This window comes from Nocardia sp. NPDC057227, from assembly GCF_042669725.1.
GTDB lineage: Bacteria > Actinomycetota > Actinomycetes > Mycobacteriales > Mycobacteriaceae > Nocardia > Nocardia asteroides_A.
On record NZ_JBHUXA010000022.1, the window covers coordinates 1 to 22,311 of the forward strand.

At 74.4% G+C, this 22,311-nt stretch carries 13 protein-coding genes, 1 other RNA gene and 2 pseudogenes; 4 read left to right on the top strand and 12 right to left on the bottom strand.

Annotation, left to right across the window (positions count from 1 at the left end; translation table 11 throughout):
* Positions 1-30: 30 nt before the first annotated feature.
* Positions 31-446: RNase P RNA component class A (gene rnpB, locus ACFUJ1_RS25770), an RNA gene on the bottom strand.
* 36 nt (positions 447-482) lie between these two features.
* Here rnpB and ACFUJ1_RS25775 point away from each other — a divergent pair.
* Positions 483-1,370: an alpha/beta hydrolase gene (locus ACFUJ1_RS25775; protein ID WP_378649600.1), complete on the top strand. Its 888-nt coding sequence runs from the start codon at positions 483-485 to the stop codon at positions 1,368-1,370.
* A gap of 1 nt (position 1,371) precedes the next feature.
* On the opposite strand, the gene ACFUJ1_RS25780 is transcribed toward ACFUJ1_RS25775, so the two are convergent.
* The 9 genes and pseudogenes from ACFUJ1_RS25780 to cobC form a co-directional block, all read right to left on the bottom strand.
* A complete protein-coding gene (locus ACFUJ1_RS25780) occupies positions 1,372-1,641 on the bottom strand; it encodes a hypothetical protein (protein WP_378649601.1) in 270 nt (89 codons plus the stop codon).
* Entirely contained in the window at positions 1,638-2,600 is a 963-nt protein-coding gene (locus ACFUJ1_RS25785; protein WP_378649603.1) for a YihY/virulence factor BrkB family protein, read from the bottom strand. The genes ACFUJ1_RS25780 and ACFUJ1_RS25785 overlap by 4 nt, the downstream gene beginning before the upstream one ends.
* A 157-nt stretch (positions 2,601-2,757) precedes the next feature.
* Positions 2,758-10,068, bottom strand: coding sequence for an amino acid adenylation domain-containing protein (locus ACFUJ1_RS25790; protein WP_378649605.1), 7,311 nt, complete (start codon positions 10,066-10,068; stop codon positions 2,758-2,760).
* 215 nt (positions 10,069-10,283) lie between these two features.
* A complete protein-coding gene (locus tag ACFUJ1_RS25795) occupies positions 10,284-12,743 on the bottom strand; it encodes an FAD-dependent monooxygenase (protein WP_378649607.1) in 2,460 nt (819 codons plus the stop codon).
* 286 nt (positions 12,744-13,029) lie between these two features.
* A complete protein-coding gene (locus ACFUJ1_RS25800) occupies positions 13,030-14,280 on the bottom strand; it encodes a bifunctional RNase H/acid phosphatase (RefSeq protein ID WP_378649609.1) in 1,251 nt (416 codons plus the stop codon).
* Complete coding sequence (locus ACFUJ1_RS25805) at positions 14,277-15,014, bottom strand: zinc ribbon domain-containing protein (protein WP_378649611.1); 738 nt, start codon at positions 15,012-15,014, stop codon at positions 14,277-14,279. Before ACFUJ1_RS25805 ends, ACFUJ1_RS25800 begins: the two co-directional genes overlap by 4 nt.
* A gap of 73 nt (positions 15,015-15,087) precedes the next feature.
* Positions 15,088-15,729: a hypothetical protein gene (locus ACFUJ1_RS25810; protein ID WP_378649613.1), complete on the bottom strand. Its 642-nt coding sequence runs from the start codon at positions 15,727-15,729 to the stop codon at positions 15,088-15,090.
* A gap of 90 nt (positions 15,730-15,819) precedes the next feature.
* A complete protein-coding gene (locus ACFUJ1_RS25815) occupies positions 15,820-16,941 on the bottom strand; it encodes a Nif3-like dinuclear metal center hexameric protein (RefSeq protein ID WP_378649615.1) in 1,122 nt (373 codons plus the stop codon).
* A 170-nt stretch (positions 16,942-17,111) separates the two neighbouring features.
* Positions 17,112-18,164, bottom strand: a pseudogene (gene cobC / locus ACFUJ1_RS25820) (Rv2231c family pyridoxal phosphate-dependent protein CobC); the annotation flags it as partial.
* A 25-nt stretch (positions 18,165-18,189) separates the two neighbouring features.
* Between cobC and ACFUJ1_RS25825 the strand changes: the two are divergent.
* Both ACFUJ1_RS25825 and ACFUJ1_RS25830 read left to right on the top strand, forming a co-directional pair.
* A pseudogene (locus ACFUJ1_RS25825) lies at positions 18,190-18,318 on the top strand (protein tyrosine phosphatase); the annotation flags it as partial.
* 44 nt (positions 18,319-18,362) lie between these two features.
* On the top strand, positions 18,363-19,229 hold the full coding sequence (locus ACFUJ1_RS25830) for an SURF1 family protein (RefSeq protein WP_378649617.1): 867 nt from the start codon (positions 18,363-18,365) through the stop codon (positions 19,227-19,229).
* A gap of 23 nt (positions 19,230-19,252) precedes the next feature.
* Here ACFUJ1_RS25830 and ACFUJ1_RS25835 read toward each other — a convergent pair whose 3' ends face one another.
* A complete protein-coding gene (locus tag ACFUJ1_RS25835) occupies positions 19,253-20,182 on the bottom strand; it encodes a cobalamin biosynthesis protein (protein WP_378649619.1) in 930 nt (309 codons plus the stop codon).
* An 84-nt stretch (positions 20,183-20,266) separates the two neighbouring features.
* Here ACFUJ1_RS25835 and sigJ point away from each other — a divergent pair, with 84 nt between their 5' ends.
* Positions 20,267-21,187, top strand: coding sequence for an RNA polymerase sigma factor SigJ (gene sigJ, locus ACFUJ1_RS25840; protein ID WP_378649621.1), 921 nt, complete (start codon positions 20,267-20,269; stop codon positions 21,185-21,187).
* On the opposite strand, the gene ald is transcribed toward sigJ, so the two are convergent.
* Positions 21,188-22,297 (bottom strand): alanine dehydrogenase, encoded by a 1,110-nt coding sequence (gene ald / locus ACFUJ1_RS25845; protein ID WP_378649622.1) that lies wholly within the window; start codon positions 22,295-22,297, stop codon positions 21,188-21,190. It abuts the gene before it with no gap.
* Positions 22,298-22,311 lie beyond the last annotated feature (14 nt).

Sequence of the window (22,311 nt, forward strand, 5' to 3'; positions counted from 1 at the left end):
CCCGAGCGGGGGCGGGCCGCGGCGGGCCGGCGGGCGAGCCGGCCTGTAAGCCGGATCCTGTCCTCGGTTCGCACCGAGGGGCGACCATCCATCTGGACACACCGTCGCCGGGTGCCTCTAGCGGTCAACCCGCAGGCTCGGGCGAGCAGCCCTCGAACACCTGCGCAGCCGCACCGCGAGCGGTGCGGCCTTCGACCTTGCTCCGGGCGGGGTTTACCGAGCCGCCCCGGTCACCCGGGGCGCTGGTGCGCTCTTACCGCACCGTTTCACCCTCACCACACGGCCCCGAGGGGCCATGGGCGGTCTGTTCTCTGTGGCACTGTCCCGCGGGTCACCCCGGGTTGCCGTTAGCAACCGCCCTGCTCTGCGGAGTCCGGACTTTCCTCGGCGGCGGGCAGCGACACCGAGGTGCCCGTTCCCGTCGCCGCGGCCGCCCGGCCGACTCGCCCGCCGCTACAGCGTACTCGGTAGCGTCATGTGCCATGGAACGTGTCGAGGTCAGTTTTCCGTCGGGGAGCGATCACTGTGCCGCCTGGCTCTACCGACCGGACGGAGCGCCCAAGCCGCGCCCGCTGGTGATCATGGGACACGGTCTGGGGGCCAATCGGGAAATGGGGCTCGATCGGTATGCCCGGCGGTTCGCCGCCGCCGGGATGGGGGTGCTCGTCTTCGACTACCGGCACTTCGGGGCGAGCGGGGGGACGCCGCGGCAGCTGCTGAGCATCGCCAGGCAGCGCGACGACTGGCGGGCGGCGATCGCCTTCGCCCGCACCGTCCGCGGCTTCGACCGCACCCGGATCGCGCTGTGGGGCACCTCCTTCGGCGGCGGCCACGTGCTCACCGTCGCCCCGGAGGACAGCTACCTGGCCGCCGTGGTGGCGCAGGTGCCGTTCACCAGCGGGTTCGCCGCCGGCCTTCGCAAGGGGCCGATCAGCCTGACCAAGGTGACGGCGATCGCCCTCACCGACGTGCTCGTCGGGCCGCTGCGGCGCAGGCCGATCGGGATCCGGCTCGGCGGGCGCAAGCGGGCCGCCGCGCTGATGAGCGCGGCCGACGTGCCCGCCGGGTTCGGCAGGCTGGCCGAGGAGAGCGAGCGCTACCGGCCGAAGGTGGCGGCGCGGGTGGCCTTCCCGGTGCTCTTCGACTCCCCGGGCAGGCGGGCGAAGAAGCTGCACATGCCGGTGCTGTACACGGTGGCCGACAACGACTCGGTGGCGCCGGTGCAGCCGACGCTGCGGGCCGCCGAGCGCACCAAGCACGCGGTGGTGAAGCGGTATCCGGTGGGGCACTTCGACGTCTACTTCGACGACGTCTTCGAGCAGGTCGTGCGCGACCAGACCGACTTCCTGGTCTCGGTGCTCCGCCCCTGAATCAGCTGTGCCTGCGGAAGATCCGCCAGGTCACCAGCCCGGCGACGGAGCCGAGCAGGACCTTCGGCACCCAGGGGCGGCGGGTGGGGTCGAGCGCGGCGTCCTGGCCGCGCTGCACCAGTTCCTCGGCCTGCTCGCGGATCTCGCCCGCGCGCTCGGCCGCCACCCGCACCGACTCGTCCGGTTCGCCGCCACCGCTCGCCCGTACCTCGGCGGCGATCTCGGCGATCCGCTCCTCGCCCGGCGTTGTCTCGTCCCCGGTGCTGGTCATGGCTGCTTCTCCTTGTCGTGATCGGGAATGTCGCGCAGCGGGAGGAAGGGCTCCTCGTCCGGCGGGAGCCCCTGCTCGATCCGCCTGCCGCGGGCGATCTCGGCGTTGAACTCGGCGCCGAGCAGCACCGCGATATTGGTGATCCAGAGCCAGACCAGGAAGATCACGGCGCCGGCCAGCGAGCCGTACACCTTGTTGTAGGAGCCGAAATTGGCCACGTACAGCGTGAATCCGGCCGAGGCGACGATCCACACCAGCACCGCGAGCACGCTGCCGGGGGTGATCCAGGTGAAGCCGGGCTGCTTGGCGTTCGGCGCCGCCCAGTAGAGCAGCGCGATGGCCAGGCTCATCAGGATTGCCAGTACCGGCCACTTGACGATGTCCCACGCGGTGACCGCCGCTGAGCCGATGCCGAGCCAGCGGCCTACCCGCTCCGCCACCGAGCCGGTGGCGACCACGCCGAGCGCGACGATGCCGAGCAGCGCGACCATGGCCGCGGTGAGCCCGAGCCGCACCGGGACGGTCTTCCAGATCGGGCGCCCCTCCTCGACCTCGTAGATGGCGTTGGCGGCGCGGATGAAGGCGCCGATGTAGCCGGAGGCGGTCCAGAGCGCGGTGGCGATGCCGATGATCGCGAGCGGGCCCGCCGCCGACTGGCTGTTCTGCAGCTCGTTCACCGCGTTCACCAGCAGGTCGGTGCCGCTGCCAGGCCCGAGTTCGCGGATGGTGTCGATCAGCTCGCCGGTCGCGGTGGGGCCGAGCGAGCCGAGCAGGGCGGTGAGCACGATGATGGCCGGGAAGACCGAGAGCACGCTGTAGTAGGTGAGCGCGGCGGCCCAGTCGGTGACATTGTCCCGCTGGAACTCGCCGACGACCCGCTTGAGCACCCCCCACCAGGTGCCCCTGCGCAGCACCCGGGGGCTGCCCGACCAGTCGATCGGCCGGAATTTCGCTCGCATTGCCACATCCGGCATGGTTCACCTCCCGGTCTTGCGCCGGGTACCCGGGTGCCGCTACAGCAAACGGGGGGCGGAAGCCGCTGCGCGGCAGCCGCTTCCACCGGTGACCGGGTACGTGCGGCGCGGCGCCGATCACCCCGCCGCACATACCCCCTGGTCAGCGGCGATCCGCGGCGGCAAGCACCTCGTCCAACCGGGCCGCCACCTCGGCGACGTGCGGCTCCACCATCATGTGCAGGTGGTCGCCCGGCACCGGGAACACCTCGAAGGCGCCCCCGGCGTACTGCGCCCAGCCGTTGTTGTCGCTGTCGAACATGCTGCCGACCATCTTGTGCGCGAAGTCGACGCCCGGCGGCAGCTCGCCCTCCGCGCGGAGCAGCGCGATGTCCCGGTCGAGCGGGGTGAGCTCGTACTCCAGCAGCGCCACGTAGTTGGCGTGGAACACGTCGTAGAGCCGCCGGATGGCCTGCGGCGAGCTCTCCGCCGGGAGGATGCCGGAGTCGATCGCCTCGGCCAGCATGACGTCGAAGAGCGCCTCCGCGCCGTGCACGTCCGGCTCGAACTCGGTGCGCACGGCCTGCTCGCCGCGGGCGTACCAAATGAGCTCGAGGAAGAACCAGCGGATGAGCTGCTCCTCGGCGATCTGCTCGCGGTGCTCCAGCTTGCGCAGCGCCATGGTGTCGAGCAGCGTCACCCCGGCGACCTCGTCGGCCGGGAGCAGCCGCGCCATCTCCAGCGCGACGGTGCCGCCGAAGGACCACCCCGCCAGGTGGTACGGGCCGTGCGGGCGCACCCGGCGGACCGCGTCCAGGTAGGCGGCGGCCATGGCGGGGACGGTCTTCTCCGGGGTGCTGCCCGGGTCGGCGCCCGCCGCCTGCAGCGCGTAGACCGGGCGCTCCGGGTCGAGGTGCCTTGCCAGCGCCAGGTAGCAGAGCACGTTGCCGCCGATCGGGTGCACCAGGAAGACCGGCGCCTTGCCCGGCCGCTCGGTGCCTGGCACGGTGATCGGCACCAGCGGGTCGAAGGTGCGCCGCACCGAGCCGGAGCGCAGCAGCGCCGCCAGCCCGGCCGCGGTCGGCGCGCCGACGAAGGCGTCAAGCGGCACCTCGGCGCCCCAGCGCCGGGAGAGCCCGAGCACCACCCGCATGGCGCCGATGGAGGTGCCGCCCGCCGCGAAGAAGTCGTCGTCGGGGCCGATCTCGCGCAGCCCGGCGAACTCGGCGAGCAGGGCGACCGCGCTGCGCTCGTACTCGTCGCTCGGTTCGCGGCGCTCGCCGGTGGATTCCGGCGCGGCGGCGGCCAGCGCGCGCAGCGCGGCGTCGTCGCGCTTGCCGCTCGGGGTGGTGGGCAGCTCGGGCACCCAGACGAAGCGGCCGGGCACCATGTGCGCGGGCAGCACCGCGCGCAGCTGCTGGCGCAGCGCGCTCTGGTCGGTGATCGCGGAGTCGCCGACCAGGAAGGCGATCAGCGCGCCGTCGATCCCGCCGTAGCCGCGCGCGACGACGGCCGCGTCGGCGATCCCGGGGAAGCGGTCGACCAGGGCGTGGATGGCGATCTCCACCTCGGCCGGCTCCACCCGGAAGCCGCGGATCTTCACCTGGCTGTCGCTGCGGCCGAGGCAGACCACGTCGCCGGTGTTCAGCCGCAGGCCGAGATCGCCGGTGCGGTAGCGGATGCCGCCGCCCGGGCCGGCGACGAAGCGCTGCGCGGTGAGCGCGGGGCGGGCGTGGTAGCCGCGTGCGAGGGTGCGGCCGGCCAGGTAGAGCTCGCCGATGACGCCGTCCGGGACCGGGCGCAGGGCCAGGTCGAGCAGCTCGACGGCGTCGCCGGGGACGGCCCGGCCGATCGGGGGGAGCGCCGGGTACTCGGCGGCCGGGCCGCGCAGTGCGAAGGTGGTGGCGACGTGCGATTCGGTGGGGCCGTACTGGTTCTCCAGCAGGAGCCCCGGTACGGCGGCGCAGAGCGCCCTGATCTCGTCGGTGATGCGCAGCTGCTCGCCCGACGACACCAGCACCCGCAGGGCGACCGGGAAGCGCTGCCACGCGACCGCGGCCTCGGCGAAGGCCTGCAGGGCGACGTAGGGCAGGAAGAGGCGCTCGATCCCGTCGGCGATGACGGTGTCGAGCAGCTCCTCCACGTCGGCGCGCAGGTCGGCCGCGCTGACGCGGAGCGTGGAGCCGGCGGCCAGCGTGCTGAAGATCTCCTGGAAGGCCACGTCGAAGCTGAGCGGGGCCAGCTGCAGGGTGCTCGCCTGGCCGAGCCCGGACGCGGTGCGGTTCTGCCACTCCACCAGGGCGGTCAGGCCGCGGTGCGGCATGGCGACGCCCTTCGGCTCGCCGGTCGAGCCGGAGGTGAAGAGCACGTAGGCGATGGACTCCGGGCGCACCGGGGGCAGTGCCCGCCCGCCGGCCGCGGCGGACGAACCGGCCGCAGCGGACGAACCGGGCGCGGCGGACGGACCGGGCGCGGCCAGCGCACCGGGCGCGGCCGGCACACCGGGCGCGGCCGGCACACCGGGCGCGGCCGGCACACCGGGCGCGGTCAGCGGCTCCGCCGCGGCGAAGACCGCGGCTGCGTCGAGGACGAGCGCGGGCTCGGCGACGATGGCGGCGTGCTCGGCGTCGGCGATGACCCGGTGCGGCTGGGCCCGGTCGATCATCAGGTTCAGCCGGACCGGCGGGTAGCCGACGTCGAGCGGCACGCAGGTGACGCCGAGCCGGGCCAGCGCCAGCACCAGCAGGACCAGCTCCGGGCGGCGGTTCATCAGGATGCCGACCCGGTCGCCGGGGGCGATGCCCGCGCCCGCCAGCGCATGGGTCAGCGCCTCCACCCGCTCCACCAGCTCGGCGTAGGTGAGCCCGCCGGTGTCGCCCGCCAGCGCGATGGCACCGGGGTGCAGCGCGGCCGCCTCGAAGACCAGGGTGCCGACGTCGCGCGCGGTGGCGGGGCCAGCCACCGCGTACGGGTCGGCGACGATCCCGGCCAGCATCCGCAGGTGGGTGAGCGCGACGGTCTCGCACTGGTCGCCGGTGAGCCCGGCGTCGCCGTCCACGCGCAGCCACTGCCTGCCGTCGCGCGGGTCGGCGGCGACCGTGACCAGCAGCTGGAAGTTGGTGTCCTCGCGGGCATCCAGCTCGCCGATGCGCACCGCCCCCTCGCCGAGCAGCGGGGCGAGCAGGTGGTAGTTGACGTAGTTGAAGGCGGTCTCGAAGACCGGCCCGCCCTCGGCCAGGATGGCGCGCAGCGGGTAGCGGCGGTGCGGGTAGGCGGCCCGCTCCCGCTCGGCGATCCGGAGCACCGCGTCCAGCCAGGTGGTCGCGCTCGCGTCCAGCCGGATCGGCAGCGTGTTGAGGAAGAGCCCGGCGACCCGCTCGGCGCCTGCCCGGTCCGGCCTGCCGTGGCCGACGACGCCGGTGGTGACGTCCGGGCGGCCGGTCAGCACCCGCAGGCTCAGGCAGTGCGCGGTCAGGTACACCGCCTTCTCCGGCACCCGGTGCTCGGCGGCGAAGGCGGCGACCCGTTCGGCCAGCGAGCGCGGGACCAGCGCCCGTGCCCGCGGCGGGGCGGCGCCCGCGGGCTGATTGGCCCGCTGCGCGATCAGCGAGGTCGGCTCGGCGCCTGCCAGGCTCGTGCGCCAGAACTCGCGGGACGCCGCGTCCCTGGCGGCGACCGCCTCGGCCCTGGCGTACTCGGCCAGCACCGTGGCCGGGTGCGGCTCGGGGTCGATCGGGGCGCCGCCCGCGCCGATCCGGTGCAGGTAGTCCCGCAGCAACTCCAGCACCGCCGTGGCGACGCTCCAGCCGTCGAGCAGAGCGTGGTGGAAGCTCAGCACGAAGTCGAGCACGACCGGCTCGGCGGCGGTGTCGGTGCGCCGCGAGGCGGCGGTGTCACCGTGCCGCGAGGCGGCGGTGTCGCGCAGGAAGACCCGCGCCTCGTGCAGCGGAGCCACGGCCGGGTCGTAGTCGGCGTGTCTGCGCTGCCGCACGTACTCCTCGACGGCGGCGTCGGCGACGTGCCGCTCGCTCTCGGCGAGGTCGACGACGTTCAGCCGGTGCAGCGCCTCGGCGTGCACCACCTGCAGCGGCACCGAGTACCGGCTCAGCTCGAAGGACGAGCGCAGCGCGGGCTGCCTGCGCACCAGCCCCTCGAAGGCGGTGCGGAACTCGGCCTCCCGCCATGGCAGTTCCAGCCGGTACCGGAAGACGTCCTTGTAGGTGATCGAACCGGCCCGCTCGATGCTGTGGTAGAGCATGCCGAGTTGCAGCGCGGTGGCCGGGAAGGCGTCCTCGGCGCGGTGCAGCGCGGCCCGGTCGATCAGCGGCACCGTCTCCAGCGCCGCGGTGACCGGGGCGGCGAGCGCCGCCGAGCCCGACCCGACCACCTCGGCCAGCCCGGCGATGGTCGGCCGCTGGTAGAAGGCGTCGACCTGGAAAAGCAGCCCGGCGCGCTCGGCGGCGGTGCGCATGCTCAGCGCCAGGATGGAGTCGCCGCCGTGCGTGAAGAAGTTGTCGTGCACGCCGATCCGCTCGATGCCGAGCAGCTCGCACCAGACCCGCGCCAGCGCCGCCTCGACGGGCGTGCGCGGTGCGACCGCGTCCTCCCCCGCGTCGGCGACCTCCGCGGCCAGCGCCCCGCGGTCCAGCTTGCCGTTCGCGGTGAGCGGGATCCGGGCGACCCGCAGCAGCCTGCTCGGCACCATGTACCGCGGCAGCCGCTCGGCCAGCCAGGTCTCGATCCCGGCGGCGGTGGCCTCGCCGACGTAGTAGCCGAGCAGGTGCGCGGTGTGGCCGTCGCGCTCGTCCAGCACCGCGGCGGCCTGCACGCCGGGGCAGCCGAGCAGCGCGTTGCGCACCTCGCCGAGCGTCACCCGATTGCCGCGGATCTTCACCTGGTCATCGAAGCGGCCCAGGTACTCCAGGGTGCCGTCGGCGCGCCAGCGGGCCAGGTCGCCGGTGCGGTAGCGGCGCCTGCCGGACACCCCGCGATCGGCGACGAAGGCGGCGGCGGTGCGCTCGGGCCGGTTCCGGTACCCGCGCCCGACGCCGATACCGGCGATGTTCAGCTCGCCCGCGATGCCGGGCGGCAGCCTGCGGCCGCGGTCGTCGAGGACCAGCAGGTCGATATTGTCGATCGGCCGCCCGATCGGCACCACCGGCACCGGATCCCGGCGCGGCACGTCGAAGTACGAGACGTCGACGGTGCCCTCGGTGGGGCCGTACAGGTTCACCAGCAGCGGCGGCTCCAGCCGCGCCGCGGCGTAGGCGGTGCGGAAGCGCCGTACCAGCGCCGGGGGTAGCTCCTCGCCGCTGCAGAACACCAGCCGCAGCGTGACCAGCCGGTGCACGGCGTCCCGGTCCACCTCCAACTCGTCCAGGAAGGCGGCGAGCATGGAGGGGACGAAGTGCAGCACGGTGACGCCGTGCCGCTCGACCGCGGCCAGGATGCGGCGCGGATCGCGCTCCCCGCCCGGCTCCAGCAGCGCGACCGCGGCGCCGGCGCCCGCCCACCAGAACAGCTCCCACACCGAGACGTCGAAGGTCGCCGGCGTCTTCTGCAGCACGATGTCGGCGCCGGTCAGCGGGTAGCGGCGCTGCATCCAGGTGAGCCGGTTGACCACCGAGCGGTGCTCGATCTGCACGCCCTTCGGGGTGCCGGTGGAGCCGGAGGTGTAGATGACGTACGCGAGCCCGGCCGGGTGCGAGCGGTTCTCCACCCCGCGCGGCAGCGGCCGCACCTCGCCGGGCGCGATCCTGGTGATGCCGAGCCGCCGGTACACCCGGTCGTGCTCGGCGTCGGCCAGCACGAAGCGGGCGCCGCAATCGCGCAGCACCGTCTCGATCCGGCTCGCCGGGTAGCCCGGGTCGAGCGGCACGTAGGCGCAGCCCGCCCGGACGACGCCGTGGATCGCGGTCAGCATGCCGGTGGAGCGGGGCAGCACCACCGGGACGCAGTCGTCGCCGGTGGCGCCGAGATCGGCCAGCCGCGCGGCGATCCCGGCCGCGGCGGCGGCCAGCTCGCCGTAGCTGAGCGGGGCGGCGCCGGGCTCGGCCGGCAGCACCGCGATCCGCTCCGGCCCGGCCTCGACCTGCTCGAGCAGCTGCCGGTCCAGCGTGGTGTAGGGGAACTCCGCGCGCGGGCCCGCCTCCCAGCCCGCGATCCGCTCCGCGGTGCGGAAGCCGACCAGCGGCAGCTCGCCGATCGGCGTCTCCGGGGCGGCGAGCGAGGCGGTGAGCAGCGCGCCGAACGAGCTCAGCGCGGCCTCGATGCGCAGGTGATCGTCGAAGACGTCGGTGTCGTAGAGCAGCTGCAGCGTCACCGAGCCGTCGCTGCCGCTCTCCGCGACCACGATGCTCAGCGCCTCCTGGCCGGGGCCGGGGTTGAGCATGGCGCACTTGGCGAGCAGCTCCTGCACGTAGGCGGCGTCCGGCAGCTTGGTGAAGGAGTAGGAGACGTCGTAGAGCGGCGGCGCCGTCGGGTCGGGCGCGAGCGCCCTGGTGAGGTCGCCGAAGGGGAAGCGCTGGTGCCGCTTGCTCGCCTTGATCTGCTGCGCCACCTGGGCGGCGAGCGCGGCGAGCGGCTGGTCGCGGTCGACCCGGACCCGCAGCGGGACGGCGTTGGTGCGGTGGCCGAGGGTGCGGTAGGTCTCCGCGGTGGCCCGGTTCAGCATGGGGCAGCCGAGCACCACCTCGTCGGTGCGGTGCACCGCGGTGAGCCAGGCGGCGAGCGCGGCGGCGGTGTAGGCGTAGGCGCTGAACCCGGTGGCGCGCACCCGGTCCATGAACTCGCCGGGGATCATGGTGCCGTAGTGGCCGCGTACCACCAGCGGGCGACCGGAGCGGCCGGGGAAGAGCGCGGGGCGCACCCCGTCCAGGGTCGCGAGCAGCGTGGCGCGATCGCTGTCGTAGTCCGCGGAGGCCAGGTAGGCGGCGTCGGTCTCGGCGATGGCGCGGTAGGTCGCGGCGGAGCGGTCGGTGTACTCGTTGACCGGCTCCGGCTGCGCCAGCTCGGCGAGCGGCACGTCGGTCATGCGGTAGGCCGAGTCGAGCTGGGCGATCACCAGGTTCAGGCCGTAGCCGTCCATCATCGCGTGGTGCACCGAGATGAACAGGAAGAACCGATCCGGCCGGTCGACCACCGCGGCCAGCCGGGCCGGGTGCTCGGGGGTGTCGGTGGCGCCGACCGCCTGCCACATCCAGCGCTGCGCGGCCGCCTCCGGGTCCGGCTCGCCGGTCAGGTCGGCGACCCGCACCGGCGCGATGTCGTCGCTCACCCACTGCCGGAACTCGCCGTCGGCGAAGCCGAACCGCAGCCGCAGCGAATCGTCGCCGCGCAGCACCCGCTCCCAGCAGGCCTGCAGCCGGGGCAGATCGAGCGGGGCGTCGATCCGGAAACTCAGCACCGCCTGCGCGACCGGCTCCGGCGCCAGCCGGAAGGCCACGCCGAGCACATCCCGCTGATACGGGCTCACCGGCCAGGTTTCGGCCGAATCCCCCTGCCCGCCTTGCTTTTCGGTTGTCAAAAGGTCACTCCTCGACGCAGTGCGAAATCACGGGCGGCACGACCATCGATGCCATGTCCCCCTGGTCTCGACGGTCAGTTCGTCGGTGTGCACTCGGTGCCGAGCCGTGCCTGGACGCGGACCCTGCCAGCGGTCGCGGTGGATCGTGGCGCGTGCGAATCGGGTCAGAGCGCGCCGAGCAGCCCCCGCACCGTCTCGTCGGCCAGCCGCTCCGCCCGCTCCGCGGAGACGGCGGGCTCGACGTAGCCGAGGTTGATCGCCAGCTCGCCGTTCAGCGCGGTCGCGGTCGCCGAGACGAAGCCGCAGACCGACATGCCCGCCACGAACTGCGCGCCGGAGATCCGCCACGCGCCCAGCTTGTCCGGGAAGGCGGGGCGCTCCAGGTAGGTGAGACACAGGTGCCCGGGGCCGTTCTTGTCCATCATCGTCACCGCCGACCCGGCCTTCGCGGCGGATTTGGGCGACGTCAGCCGGAGCAGCTCGAGCGCGGCGAGATGATCCCGATCGGCGAGCCTGGTGCCGAGCGCCGCCTCCAGCTCGGCGGCGACCTGCCAGAGCGGCGTCCACGGCGCGTACTCCGCGGTGGAGCTGATCAGCCCCTGGTAGACGCCGACCTCGGCATCCGAGACCGGCAGCTGCTCGCGGAAGTTGAGCAGGCTGCCGATGGCGTAGGTGGCAGGCTCCTCGACCCCCGCCTCCCGCGCGGTGGCGCCGATCAGCGCCGCCGCGACCGCCGCCCGCACCCCGACCCCGTGCTGCGCGCACCTGGCGAGCAGCACCTCCAGCCGGTCGCCGTCGATCCGGCGGTGCAGCACCCGGCTGCGCCGCAGCTTCGGCTCGGCCAGCTCGGTCGGCCGCAGGCGCTTCGCCTTCGTGAACCTGGCCCGCTGATCGCGCAGCACCGAGGAGGCCAGGTGCCTGTTCCCGCCGACGCCCTCCGGGAAGAGCTCCTCCGCGCCGGGCCGCACCGGCGCGGCCGGGTACTCCCCGGCCTCGCCCGCCGCGACCCGCAGCACCTGCTCGGCCACGGTCAGCGCGCTCTCCCCGTCGCCGACGGCGTGGTGCAGGGTGATCAGCAGATCCGCCCCCGACCCGTCCGCGGCGTGCACGAGCACCGCGCGGGCGAGCGGGCCCGCGGTGGTGTCGAACGGCTCGGCGAGCTCGGTGCCGTCGATCTCGGCGAGCCAGCCCTCCGGGTCGGCGGCGGTCACCTCGCGCAGCGGGATCTCCCGCTCCGCCGGGACGAACTCGGGCTCGGTGCCGTCCGGCTTCGCGCGCACCGCCACCCGGAGCGCCGGGTGCCTGCGCTGCACCTCGGCCAGCGCCGCGCGCAGCTGCGCGGGCTCGACCGTTCCGTGCACCCGCGCCCGCGCCACCACGTGCAGCGGGGCCAGCTGGTCGGCGATCCAGTGCCAGCGCTCGGCCGGGGTGAGCGCGCGCGGCAGCTCCGCCACCGGGCCCGCGAGCGGCGGGAAGGACATCGGCTTGCTCAGCTCGCGCAGGAAGAACTCGGTTGGCGCGAGGCGGAAGTAGGTATTGCGCAGCGCGACCAGCTTGGCGTCTGTGGTCTGCTCGATCATGCTGAGGCTGCGTGAGCCGTCGACGAACATGGCCGAGCGCTCGATCCGGGACCGCTCGTAGCGCCGCAGCCCGAGCGCCGGGTCGACCGCGGAGCGCAGCGCCGAGGCCAGCGCCACCGCGTCCTCGATGGCGGCGTTGGCACCCTGCGCGAGCGCGGGCAGCATGGGGTGCGCGGCGTCGCCGAGCAGCGTCACCCGGCCCCGGCCCCACGCGGTGAGCGGCGGGCGGTCCTGGGCGGGCACCGCGAGGATGGCGTCGGAGTCGGTCTGCTCGATGCAGGCGCGCACCTCGGGCGCCCAGCCGGCGTAGAGCTCGAGCAGCTCGGCCTTGCCGCCCTTCCAGTCGGCGGCCTCGGCGGCGGGCAGCGTTTTCGTGCCCCACCAGTAGACCCGGCCGTGCCCGATGTCGTGCAGCCCGAACCGCATCCCGGTGCCCCAGTAGTGCGTCGACGAGCCGGGCCGGACCGCCGCGTGCTCGAACGGGATGCAGGCCAGCCAGCAGACGAAGCCGCCGGGGCGCGGGGCGGCGCGGCCGTGCAGCTGGGCGCGGACCACGGAGCCGATGCCGTCGGCGCCGATCAGCGCGGTGCCGTCGGCGACCCGGCCGTCGGCGAACTCGACCCGCACGTGGTCGGGGCCGTCGATGAAGCGGGTGGCGCGGGCGTCCAGGTGGATGGGGGTGTCACCGACCGCGGTGCGCAGCGCGGCGTGCAGGTCGGCGCGGTGGATCGCGATGCTCGGCGCGCCCAGCCGCTCCTCCTGCTTGCCGACCGGCAGCTCCCGCAGCGGTTTCCCGTCCGGGCGGGCGAAGCGGAAGCTCTCGACCCTGGCACCCCGCTCCAGCAGCTCCCGCTCCAGCTCGGGGCCGAGCGTGCGCAGCGCGTGGATGGCATTGGACTGCACCGAGAGCGCCGAGCCCTGCGCGCGCAGCTCCGGCCCGGCCTCGTAGACCTCGACGCCGATTCCGGCCTGCCGGAGCGCGACCGCCGCGGTCAATCCACCGATCCCGGCACCGAGCACAACGACCTTCGCCGGACCGACCATAGAACGCGCAACTCCCATCGAACATCCCCGGCACCGCGGGCCGGGGCGCACCGGCACCACCTGGCGAGAATGCCCTGCTCACAACCGGTTTCACCGGGAGGAGGAAGTGTCCGTGCTTGACCGCGTGAAAGCCTACCGGCGGCCGGGGCCGGAAACGATCCGGAGTGAGATTCACCGCAGGGTTCCCAGTTCGGTGGGCGGAAACCGTTGCAATGCGCGATAATTCGCAGTCCTTCCGGCCGGTAGCAGCGCTGTGGGCGGAGAACCGCAGGTCAGTGAACGTGTTCTAGAGGTACGAGGTGTCGTTCACCAGGCGGACCGAGGCGCCGCCGTCCGGGTAGAACTCGGCGATCGAGAGCGCGGCGAGGTCGAGGTGCAGGCGGTACAGCAGGGTCGGGCCGACGTCGAGCGCCAGCTGCAGCATGGTCTTGATCGGGGTCACGTGGCTGACGACGAGCACGGTCCGCTCCGAGAAGCGGGCCAGCAGGTCGTCGCGGGCCCGTTCGATCCTGGTGCGCACCGCGGCGAAGCTCTCGCCGCCGGGCGGCGGGAGGGCGGGGTCGCCGAGCCAGGCGGCGTGTGCGCCGGGGTCGCGGGTGGCGGCCTCGGTGAAGGTGAGCCCCTCCCAGGTGCCGAAGTCGGTCTCGATCAGGTCGTCGACGACCTCGGCGCGCAGGCCGAGTGCGTCGGCGGCGGCGGTCGCGGTGGCGTGCGCGCGGGCAAGGGGCGAGCAGACGACGGCGTCGATGCCGCCGCGGACCGCGAGCATCGCCGCCGCGCGGGCGGCCTGCTCTTCGCCGACCTCGTCCAGGGGCGGGTTGCCGCGGCCGGAGTAGCGGCGTTCGACCGAGAGGGCGGTCCGGCCGTGGCGCAGGAGGAGAAGGCGCGTCGGCGCGCCCCTTGCCCCGGTCCAGCCCGGCGCCCGGTCGCGCGCGGCCGCCTCGGCAGCGGTCCCGTCCGGCACCCGGTCGCGCGCGGCACTCCGGGCTGCGGTCGCACCGGGCGCCCGGTCGCGCGCGCCACTCTGGGCTGCGGTCTCGCTGCCGACGGCGACTCTCGGGTGCGCGGGCCGACTGCCCGCGCCGCCGGTTTCCGCGGCGAGCGGCGGCACCTCGATGCCGGCGGCGGCGTCCATCGCCTCGTTGGCGAGGCGATCGGCGTGGCTGTTCTCGGCGCGCGGGATCCAGGTGAAGGTGACGGCGTCGAACTTCGCGATCAGACCGCGCGCCTCCTCGGCCAGCGGGATCATCGACGCGTGCTTGACCTTCCAGCGCCCGGAGAGCTGCTCGACCACCAGCTTCGAGTCCATCCGGACCTCGACCCGGTCGGCCCCGAGCTCGACCGCCGCCTCGAGCCCGGCGATCAGCCCGCGGTACTCCGCGACATTGTTCGTGGCCACCCCGATGCTCGCGCGCCGCTCGGCCAGCACCTCGGCACGCTCCGCGTCGAAGACCACCGCGCCGTACCCGGCCGGTCCGGGATTGCCGCGCGACCCTCCGTCCGCCTCGACGACCACCGTGCCCGGCCTGCCGCTCACAGCCCCGATTCCCTGGTGCGCACCAGGATCGCGCCGCACTCGGGGCAGCGCAGCACCGCATCCGGCTCGGCCCTGGCGATCCGCGCGATCTCGCCGCGGTCCAGCTCGATCCGGCAGGCGCCGCAGCGCCGCGCCTGCAGCAGCGCCGCCCCGACGCCGTGCGCCGCGCGCTGCTTGTCGTAGAGCGCGAGCAGCTCGCCGGGGAACTGCCCGATCGACCCGGCCCGGTCGTTCTCGCAGCGCTGCTGCGCCACGTCCAGGTCGGCGACGGCCTCGTCGCGCAGCCGCTGCGCGTCGGTGAGGTCTTCCTCGGCCTTGCTGAGCCTGGCGCCGGCGTGGTCGTGGTCGGCCGCCGACGCCTCGCGCCGCTCCATCACCTCGAGCAGGTCGTCCTCCAGCGCGCCGCGGCGCCGCTCCAGGCTGGCCAGCTCGTGCTCCAGGTCGGTGAGCTGCTTGGCGTGCACCGCGCCGGAGGTGAGCATGCCGCGGTCGCGATCCTCGCGCTTGCGGACCGCCTCGACCTCGCCCTCCAGCTTGCGGATGTCGCGATCCAGGTCGTCGATCTCGATCTCGACCTTGACCGCGGCATCCTTCTGCGTGTTCCGCTCCGCCTCCAGCCGGTCCACCTCCTGCTGCTCGGGCAGCACCTTCCGCCGGTGCGCGATCCGCGACAGCTCGGCATCGGCGGCCGCGAGCCGGAGCAGCGCGGCCTGGATCGATGGTTCGACATTCACTGCGGGCAGACTCCTGGGGTACGGGGGGTGGGGGGCACGAGCCGGTCCACCACCGTACCGCGCAGCGGGGTGCCTACTCGGCGGGCCTGGTCTTGATGGCGTCGCGCGAGATGAACACGTCGAACTCGCCCGGCGTCGCGATCACCGCGTTGCCGTAGGCCGAGCGCACGAAGGGCTCGGTGTACCAGCGGCCCTCGTCCATGTCCTGGAAGAAGTCGCGGTCCTCGCCGTTCAGGAAGAGGTGGTTCTGCGCGGTGGCGACGCCGTCCAGCCGCTGGCCGTAGAGCCTGGTCACCTTGTACCCGGAGTGGAAGCCGAGTGCGTTCACCCACGGCTCCAGCTCGACGATATTGGCCTGCAGCACCCAGAGGTCGCCCTCCACCTGGTAGGTCTCGGTGCGCTCCTCGTGCTGGTCGTCGCCGAAGAGCGTGACCCGCACCTCCATCCGATGCTCCTGCCCGGCAACGGGGGTGGCGACCACGTGCGCGGCCTTCACCTCGCCCGCCAGCCCGAGATAGGTCTGCACCAGGGTGACCACCCAGAGCAGGAGCAGGGCGGCGACGAGCAGCACGACGCCGCTCGTGCCGCGGCCGAGTAGGGCGCGCAGCCCGTAGGAGCGCATACGGACCAACGCCGAAACCAGCAGTGCCAACGCGACGACGATCGCAATGATCAGACCGACCTGCAGCACCCCGAAATCCACCGGGTAACTCATGCCGTGGTTATACCCCTGCCGGAGCGGGAATCTCGCGCGAATCGGGTACGGAACCGAGCCGTCATCTCCGCGTGACGCGCCGTTCGCCGCTCAGTGCCCGCAGCCGACGGTCCACGGATCGGTGCGCAGCGCCGAAACGTGCGTGGTCAGCCCGGGCAGCGCGCGCCGGACCAGCGCCGCGGCCTGTGCGCACCAGGGGAATTCGGTGGCCCAGTGCGCGGCGTCGATCAGGGCGGGGCCGCCCGCGCGCAAGTGCTCGTCGGCGGGGTGGTGCCGCAGGTCGGCGGTGAGGTAGGCGTCGACGCCGAGGCGCGCGACCTTGCCGAGGAAGGAGTCTCCGGCGCCGCCGCACACCGCGACCGTCTCGACGACGCGCTCCGGGTCGCCCGCGGCGCGGACGCCCCAGGCGGTGGCGGGGAGCGCGGCGGCGGCGCGCGCGGTGAAGGCGCGCAGGGTTTCCGGGGTGGGCAGGGTGCCGATGCGGCCGAGGCCGGTGCCGGTGGGGAGCGCGGCGCGGGTGCTGATGTGGAAGGCGGGTTCCTCGTACGGGTGCGCGGCTCGGAGTGCGGCGAGTACCTCGGTGCGGCGCTTCGGCGGGGCGATCACCTCGAGGCTGTCCTCCGGGACGCGGGTCAGCTCGCCCCGCGTGCCGACGGCCGGGTTCGCGCCTGCCATCGCGCGGAATTGGCCGGTGGACGGGGTGATCGAGGCGCAGTCGCGGTAGTTGCCCGTACCGCCGGCGCCAGCGGCGAAGAGCGCGGCGGTGACGGCGTCGGTGTGCTCGCGGGGGACCTGGACGGTCCAGTTGTCCACCGGGGCCGTGTCCTGCGGATCGAGGGGGCTGAGGTCGGTGAGGCCGAGCGCCTCGGCGAGCGCGTCGGAGACGCCGGGGGCGGCGGAGTCGGCATTGGTGTGCGCGGTGAAGAGGGCGCAGCCCGCGCGGACGAGGCGGTGCACGAGGGCGCCCTTCGGGGTGTCCGCGGCGACGGTGTCCACGCCGCGCAGCAGCAGGGGGTGGTGCGCGACCAGGGCCTGCGCCCCCGCCTCGATCGCCTCGGTGACCACGGCCTCGGTGGCGTCGACGGCGAAGTGCACGCGGTGCACGGGTTCGGCCGGGTCGCCGCAGACCAGGCCGACGGAGTCCCAGGATTCGGCCAGCGACGGGGGGTAGGCGGTGTCCAGCACCGTGATCAAGTCGGCCAGGGTGGTCATGGGCGGTGACTCCGTCCGGTGGGGGCAGGGGTGGCCGGGCCGCGGTCGGGCTCGGGCGCGTGATCGCCGACGCCGGCCCGATCGGCTGCGGCGCGATCAACGGTGGCGGCGCGATCTGCAGCGGCAGCGCGATCAACGGTGGCGGCGCGATCGGCGGCAGCGGATCGGTACTCGCGGATGGCGGTGGTCAGGGTGGCGACCGCCGCGGCGTCGCGGACGGCGACGCGGAGGTGGTCGGGGCCGAGGCCGGGGAAGGTGTCGGCGCGGCGGACGGCGATGCCGCGGGTGGCGAGGTGCGTGCGCAGGGCGGCGCCGCCTGCGGCGCGGAGCAGGAGGAAGGGGGCCGCGGCCGGGGTGTGCACGGTGAGGCCGAGTGCGCGCAGCTCGGCGATCATCGCTTCGCGTTCGGCGGCGATGCGCAGCGCCTCGCGCTCGGTCCAGGCGACGGCGCCCGGCTCGGCGGTGGCGGTGATCGCCTCGAGCTGCAGGGTGCCGAGCGGCCAGTGCGGGCGGCCGTGCGCCAGCCGGGCGAGCAGCTCGGGGGCGCCGAGGAGGTAGCCGCAGCGCAGCCCGGCGAGCGCCCAGGTCTTGGTGAGGCTGCGCAGCACCAGGACGTCCGGCGCCGCGAGCCCGGCCAGCGACTCGGGTTCGCCGGGGACCGCGTCCAGAAAGGCCTCGTCGACCACGAGCACCCGCCCCGGTCTGCGCAGCGCGGTGATCGCGGCCGCGGGGTGCAGCACCGAGGTGGGGTTGGTCGGGTTGCCGAGCACCACCAGGTCGGCGTCGTCCGGCACCGCGCTGGGGTCGAGGGCGTAGGGCAGCTCGAGAACGACCCGGCGCACCGGAACCCCGGCCTCGCGCAGCGCCAGCTCCGGCTCGGTGAACGAGGGGTGCAGCACGACGGCCGCGCGCGACCCCAGCTTCGGCAGCAGCGCGAACCCCTCCGCGGCGCCACCGAGCAGCAGCACCTCGTCCGGGCTCCGCCCGTGCCGCGCCGCCACCGCCTCCCGCGCCCGCCGCTCGTCACCGGCGGCCGGGTACCGGGCCAGGTCGCCCAGCCGCGCCGCGAGCCGCTCCCGCAACCACGGCGGCGGCGCGCCGCCGCGCACGTTCACCGCGAAATCGAGCATGCCCGGCCCCGCCTCCACGTCGCCGTGGTGCCGCAGCGCGGCGTGGTCGATGGTGTCCTCGGGCACGTCCGCACACCCTACGTGGCCGGGCATCGGCGGCCGCGGGGACAATGGCGGTGTGGGTGAGCTGCACGTGTCCTTCGTCCGTACCGGCGATATCTGCCGATCGCCGATGGCGGCGCGGGTCGTCGACTCGCACCTGGAGCGGGCCGGGCGGGTGCGGGTGACCAGCGCCGGCACCGACGACCGGCTCGACCGGGTGCGCGCCGAACTCGCCGGGGAGCCGGGCTGATGCGCCGCCTCGCCTTCCTGCTCCGGCCCAGCTGGCTCATCCTGGCCGCGCTGGTGGTGGGGTTCGCATACCTGTGCTTCACCGTGCTCGCGCCGTGGCAGCTGGGCAAGAACACCAGCACCGAGCACCGCAACCGGTTGATCGCCGATTCGGTGCGCGCCGAGCCGGTCGACATCGGCGAGCTGCTCGCCGCGGACTCCGGGGTGCGGCCGGACGAGGTGGAGTGGCGCCGGGTCACCGCCACCGGCGCCTACCTGCCGGACAGCACCGTCCTCGTCCGGCTGCGGCACCTGGACGGCGCGCCCGGCTACACCGTGCTCGGGGCCTTCCGGCTGGACGACGGGCGGGTGCTGCTGGTCGACCGCGGGCTGGTCAAGGCCGTGGACGGATCGCGGCCGCCCGCCGTTCCCGAGCCGCCGGCCGGGCCGCAGCGGATCGAGGCGCGGGTGCGGGACAGCGAGGGAGTGGCACCGGATCGGGCGCCGTCGACGCAGGACGGGTTCCGGCAGGTGTACTCCATCGACACCGGGCAGGAGGCCGAGGTGCTCGGGGTGCCGCTGACCAGCGTGCCCACCGGGGGGCGGGGCGGGTATCTGCAGGTCGACGCGGGGCAGGCGGGGATCTTCACGCCGAGCCCGCTGCCGCAGCTCGATTCCGGGCCCTATCTGTCGTACGGGTTGCAGTGGCTGGCGTTCGGGGTGATGGCGCCGCTCGGGTTGGGGTACTTCGCGTACGCCGAGATTCGTGCCCGGCGGGCCGAGAAGGGTGGTTCCACCCCGGTCGCGGAGATCGCCGAGGTCTCCTCACCCGAGCCGGTCTCGACCGAGCAGCGGCTGGCCGACCGGTACGGCCGCTCACGACGCTGACCGAGGGGCGGACCGCCGACGGCTCAGCGCCGCCTCCCCCCGGGTGACAACACCCCTGCCCCGGCGACGGCGACGAGCACCGCCCCGAGCTGGACCAGCTCGGAGAGCAGCACGGCCCGGCGGAGGTCCCTGACCTCGGGAGCACGACCGGAGCCGAGGACCGGGCGGAGTTCGGTGCCGTGCTCGTAGCGCGTCGGCCCGCCCAGGCGGATACCGATGGCGCCGGCGGCGGAGGCTTCGGCGACCCCGGCGTTGGGGCTCGGGTGCGCCCCGGCATCCCGGCGCCACGCGGCGAGCGCGCCAACGGCACTGCCGCCGAGCAGCGGCGCGAGCACGACGGTCAGCGCCCCGGTGAGCCGGGCGGGTACCAGATTCGCGAGATCGTCGACACGCGCGGCGGCCCACCCGAATCGCAGGTAGCGCGCGTTCCGGTACCCGATCATGGCGTCGAGCGTGTTCACCGCGCGGTACCCGAGCAGCCCCGGCACGCCCGCGACCGCACCCCAGAACAGCGGCGCGACGGTCGCGTCCGAGGTGTTCTCGGCGATGGACTCCAGCGCGGCCCGCGCGAGCCCGTCGGCATCGAGGTACTCGGGATCGCGCCCGCAGAGCGAGGGCAGCAGCGCCCGCGCGGCCACGATATCCCCGGCCTCCAGGGCGTCGGCCATCCGCCGCCCGGTCCGCGACAGGCTGGTACCGCCGAGAACGGTCCAGGTCGCGAGCGCGACCACGGGCCAGCCACCCCGCCCGACGACCCGCCCCAGCGCGAGCACCGAACCCACCGCGATCACCTCGTGCGCCACCCCGGCCACCCGCGCATCGCGATAGCTCACCCGCTCCAGCGCGAGCGCAGCGCTCCCGAACCCCGCCACCGGGTGCCACCGCCGCGGATCGCCGAACGCCCGGTCCAGGGCGAAGCCGAGCGCGAGACCGAGGGACGTGGAGACGGACACCCGGCGACATTATCCGGTCCTGTCACACTCGGAACGGCCACGTCGTCCACCCGATGACGGCCCGAGAGACGAACGGCGGACGGCATGACCGACGAGACGACCGCGCTGGCGCGCGAATTCGAGCAGCACCGCCCCTACCTGCGCAGACTCGCCTACAGCACGCTCGGCAGCCTCGCCGACGCCGACGACGTGGTGCAGGAGGCGTGGCTCCGGCTGCAGCGGCACACCGAGTCCGGCGGCGCCCCGATCGAGAACCTGCGCGCCTGGCTCAGCACCGCGACCGGCCGGCTCGCGCTCGACCACCTCGGCTCGGCCCGCGTGCGCCGGGAGCAGTACGTCGGCGAGTGGCTCCCGGAGCCGGAGGTGACCGCATCGGCCGACCCCGCCGACCGCGTCACCCAGGATGAGCGGGTGACCACCGCGCTCCTCGTCGTCCTGGAATCGCTCTCCCCCGCCGAGCGCACCGCCTTCGTGCTGCAGGACGTCTTCGGCATGAGCGGCCCCGAGGTCGCCGACGTGGTCGGCCGCACCCCGGCCGCGGTCAGGCAGCTCGCCTCGCGCGCCCGCAAGCGGGTGGAGGACGGCACCCCGCGCTTCCCCGCCTCACCGGACGAGCACGAGAAGGTGGTCTCCGCGTTCGCGCTGGCCTGGCGCTCCGGCGACCTGGCCGCGCTGCTCGGCGTGCTGGACGCCGGGGTCAGCATGACCGCCGACGGCGGCGGCAAGGTGCCCGCCATCCGCAGGCCGGTGGCCGGTGCCGAGCTGGTCGCCAAGCTGCTGGTGGGCTGGTACCACGCACCGGCCGCGAAGCACGGCTGGGGCCGGGCGGTGCTGGTCAACGGCAGGCCGGGGCTGCTCGTCTTCGACGGCAACCACACCGGGGTCTTCGCCTTCACCGTGGACGCGGGCCGGATCACCGCCATCCACGTGGTGCGCAACCCGGACAAGCTGCACGACCTGCCCGACGCCGCCGAGCCGGACTGGTACCTCACCGACCCGGAGTGATCAGTCCAGGTCGGGTGCGGCGACCGGGATGCCGTGCGCCGCACCGACCTCCGGCGAGAAGAGTTTCCCGTTCGCCACGGTGAGCCCGGCGACCAGCCCGCGGTCCGCCCGGCAGGCGGCGCGCACCCCGCGGTCCGCGATGGTGCGCACCGCGGGCAGCGTGGCGTTGGTGAGCGCGACGGTCGCGGTGTGCGGGACCGCGCCCGGCATGTTGGCGACGCAGTAGAAGAGCGCGTCCGCCACCCGGAAGGTCGGGGCGGCGTGCGTCGTCGGGCGCGAGTCGGCGAAGCAGCCGCCCTGGTCGATGGCGATATCCACCAGCACGGCGCCCGGCCGCATCCGCCCGACCAGCTCGGTGGAGACCAGCTTCGGCGCCCGCGCGCCCGGCACCAGCACCGAGCCGATCACCAGGTCGGCGCCGCGCACCGCCCGCTCGACCTCGGTGTCGTTCGAGGCGACGGTGACGATCCGGCTGCCGAAGCGCACCTCCAGCTCGCGCAGCCTGGCCTGGTTGGTGTCGAGCACGGTCACCTGCGCGCCCATCCCGGCGGCCACCTCGGCCGCGCAGGCGCCCGCCACCCCGCCACCGAGCACGACCACCTCGCCCGGCCGCACCCCGGGCACCCCGCCGGGCAGCACCCCGGCCCCGCCCATCGGCGCCATCAGGTGGTACGCCCCGACCTGCGCCGCCAGCTTGCCCGCCACCTCGCTCATCGGCGCGAGCAGCGGCAGCGAGCCGTCCGGGGCGCGCACCGTCTCGTAGGCGAGCGCGGTGACGCCGGAGCTCAGCAGCGCCTCGGTGCAGGTGCGGGAGGCGGCCAGGTGCAGGAAGGTGAAGAGCACCTGTCCCTTGCGCAGCCGCGGGTACTCGGCCGCGATCGGCTCCTTCACCTTGAGCACCAGCTCGGCCGCGCCCCAGAGCTCGTCGGCGTCGGAGACCGCGATCGCGCCGGACCCGGTGTAGTCCAGATCCACGAACCCGGAACCCGCCCCCGCACCCCGCTCGACCAGCACCTCGTGCCCGTGCCGGACCAGCTCGGCGGCGCCCGCCGGGGTCAGCGCCACCCGGAACTCCTGTTCCTTGATCTCCCGCGGTACTCCGATGCGCATGGGGCCATCGTGGC

Excerpts from the sequence above, each read along its gene's own strand:
- ACFUJ1_RS25815 (WP_378649615.1), bottom strand. The coding sequence starts at position 16,941 with ATGACCACCCTGGCCGACTTGATCACGGTGCTGGACACCGCCTACCCC.
- ACFUJ1_RS25830 (WP_378649617.1), top strand. The coding sequence starts at position 18,363 with ATGCGCCGCCTCGCCTTCCTGCTCCGGCCCAGCTGGCTCATCCTGGCC.
- sigJ (WP_378649621.1), top strand. The coding sequence starts at position 20,267 with ATGACCGACGAGACGACCGCGCTGGCGCGCGAATTCGAGCAGCACCGC.
- ACFUJ1_RS25775 (WP_378649600.1), top strand. The coding sequence starts at position 483 with ATGGAACGTGTCGAGGTCAGTTTTCCGTCGGGGAGCGATCACTGTGCC.
- ACFUJ1_RS25780 (WP_378649601.1), bottom strand. The coding sequence starts at position 1,641 with ATGACCAGCACCGGGGACGAGACAACGCCGGGCGAGGAGCGGATCGCC.
- ACFUJ1_RS25785 (WP_378649603.1), bottom strand. The coding sequence starts at position 2,600 with ATGCGAGCGAAATTCCGGCCGATCGACTGGTCGGGCAGCCCCCGGGTG.
- ACFUJ1_RS25810 (WP_378649613.1), bottom strand. The coding sequence starts at position 15,729 with ATGAGTTACCCGGTGGATTTCGGGGTGCTGCAGGTCGGTCTGATCATT.
- ald (WP_378649622.1), bottom strand. The coding sequence starts at position 22,297 with ATGCGCATCGGAGTACCGCGGGAGATCAAGGAACAGGAGTTCCGGGTG.
- ACFUJ1_RS25795 (WP_378649607.1), bottom strand. The coding sequence starts at position 12,743 with ATGGTCGGTCCGGCGAAGGTCGTTGTGCTCGGTGCCGGGATCGGTGGA.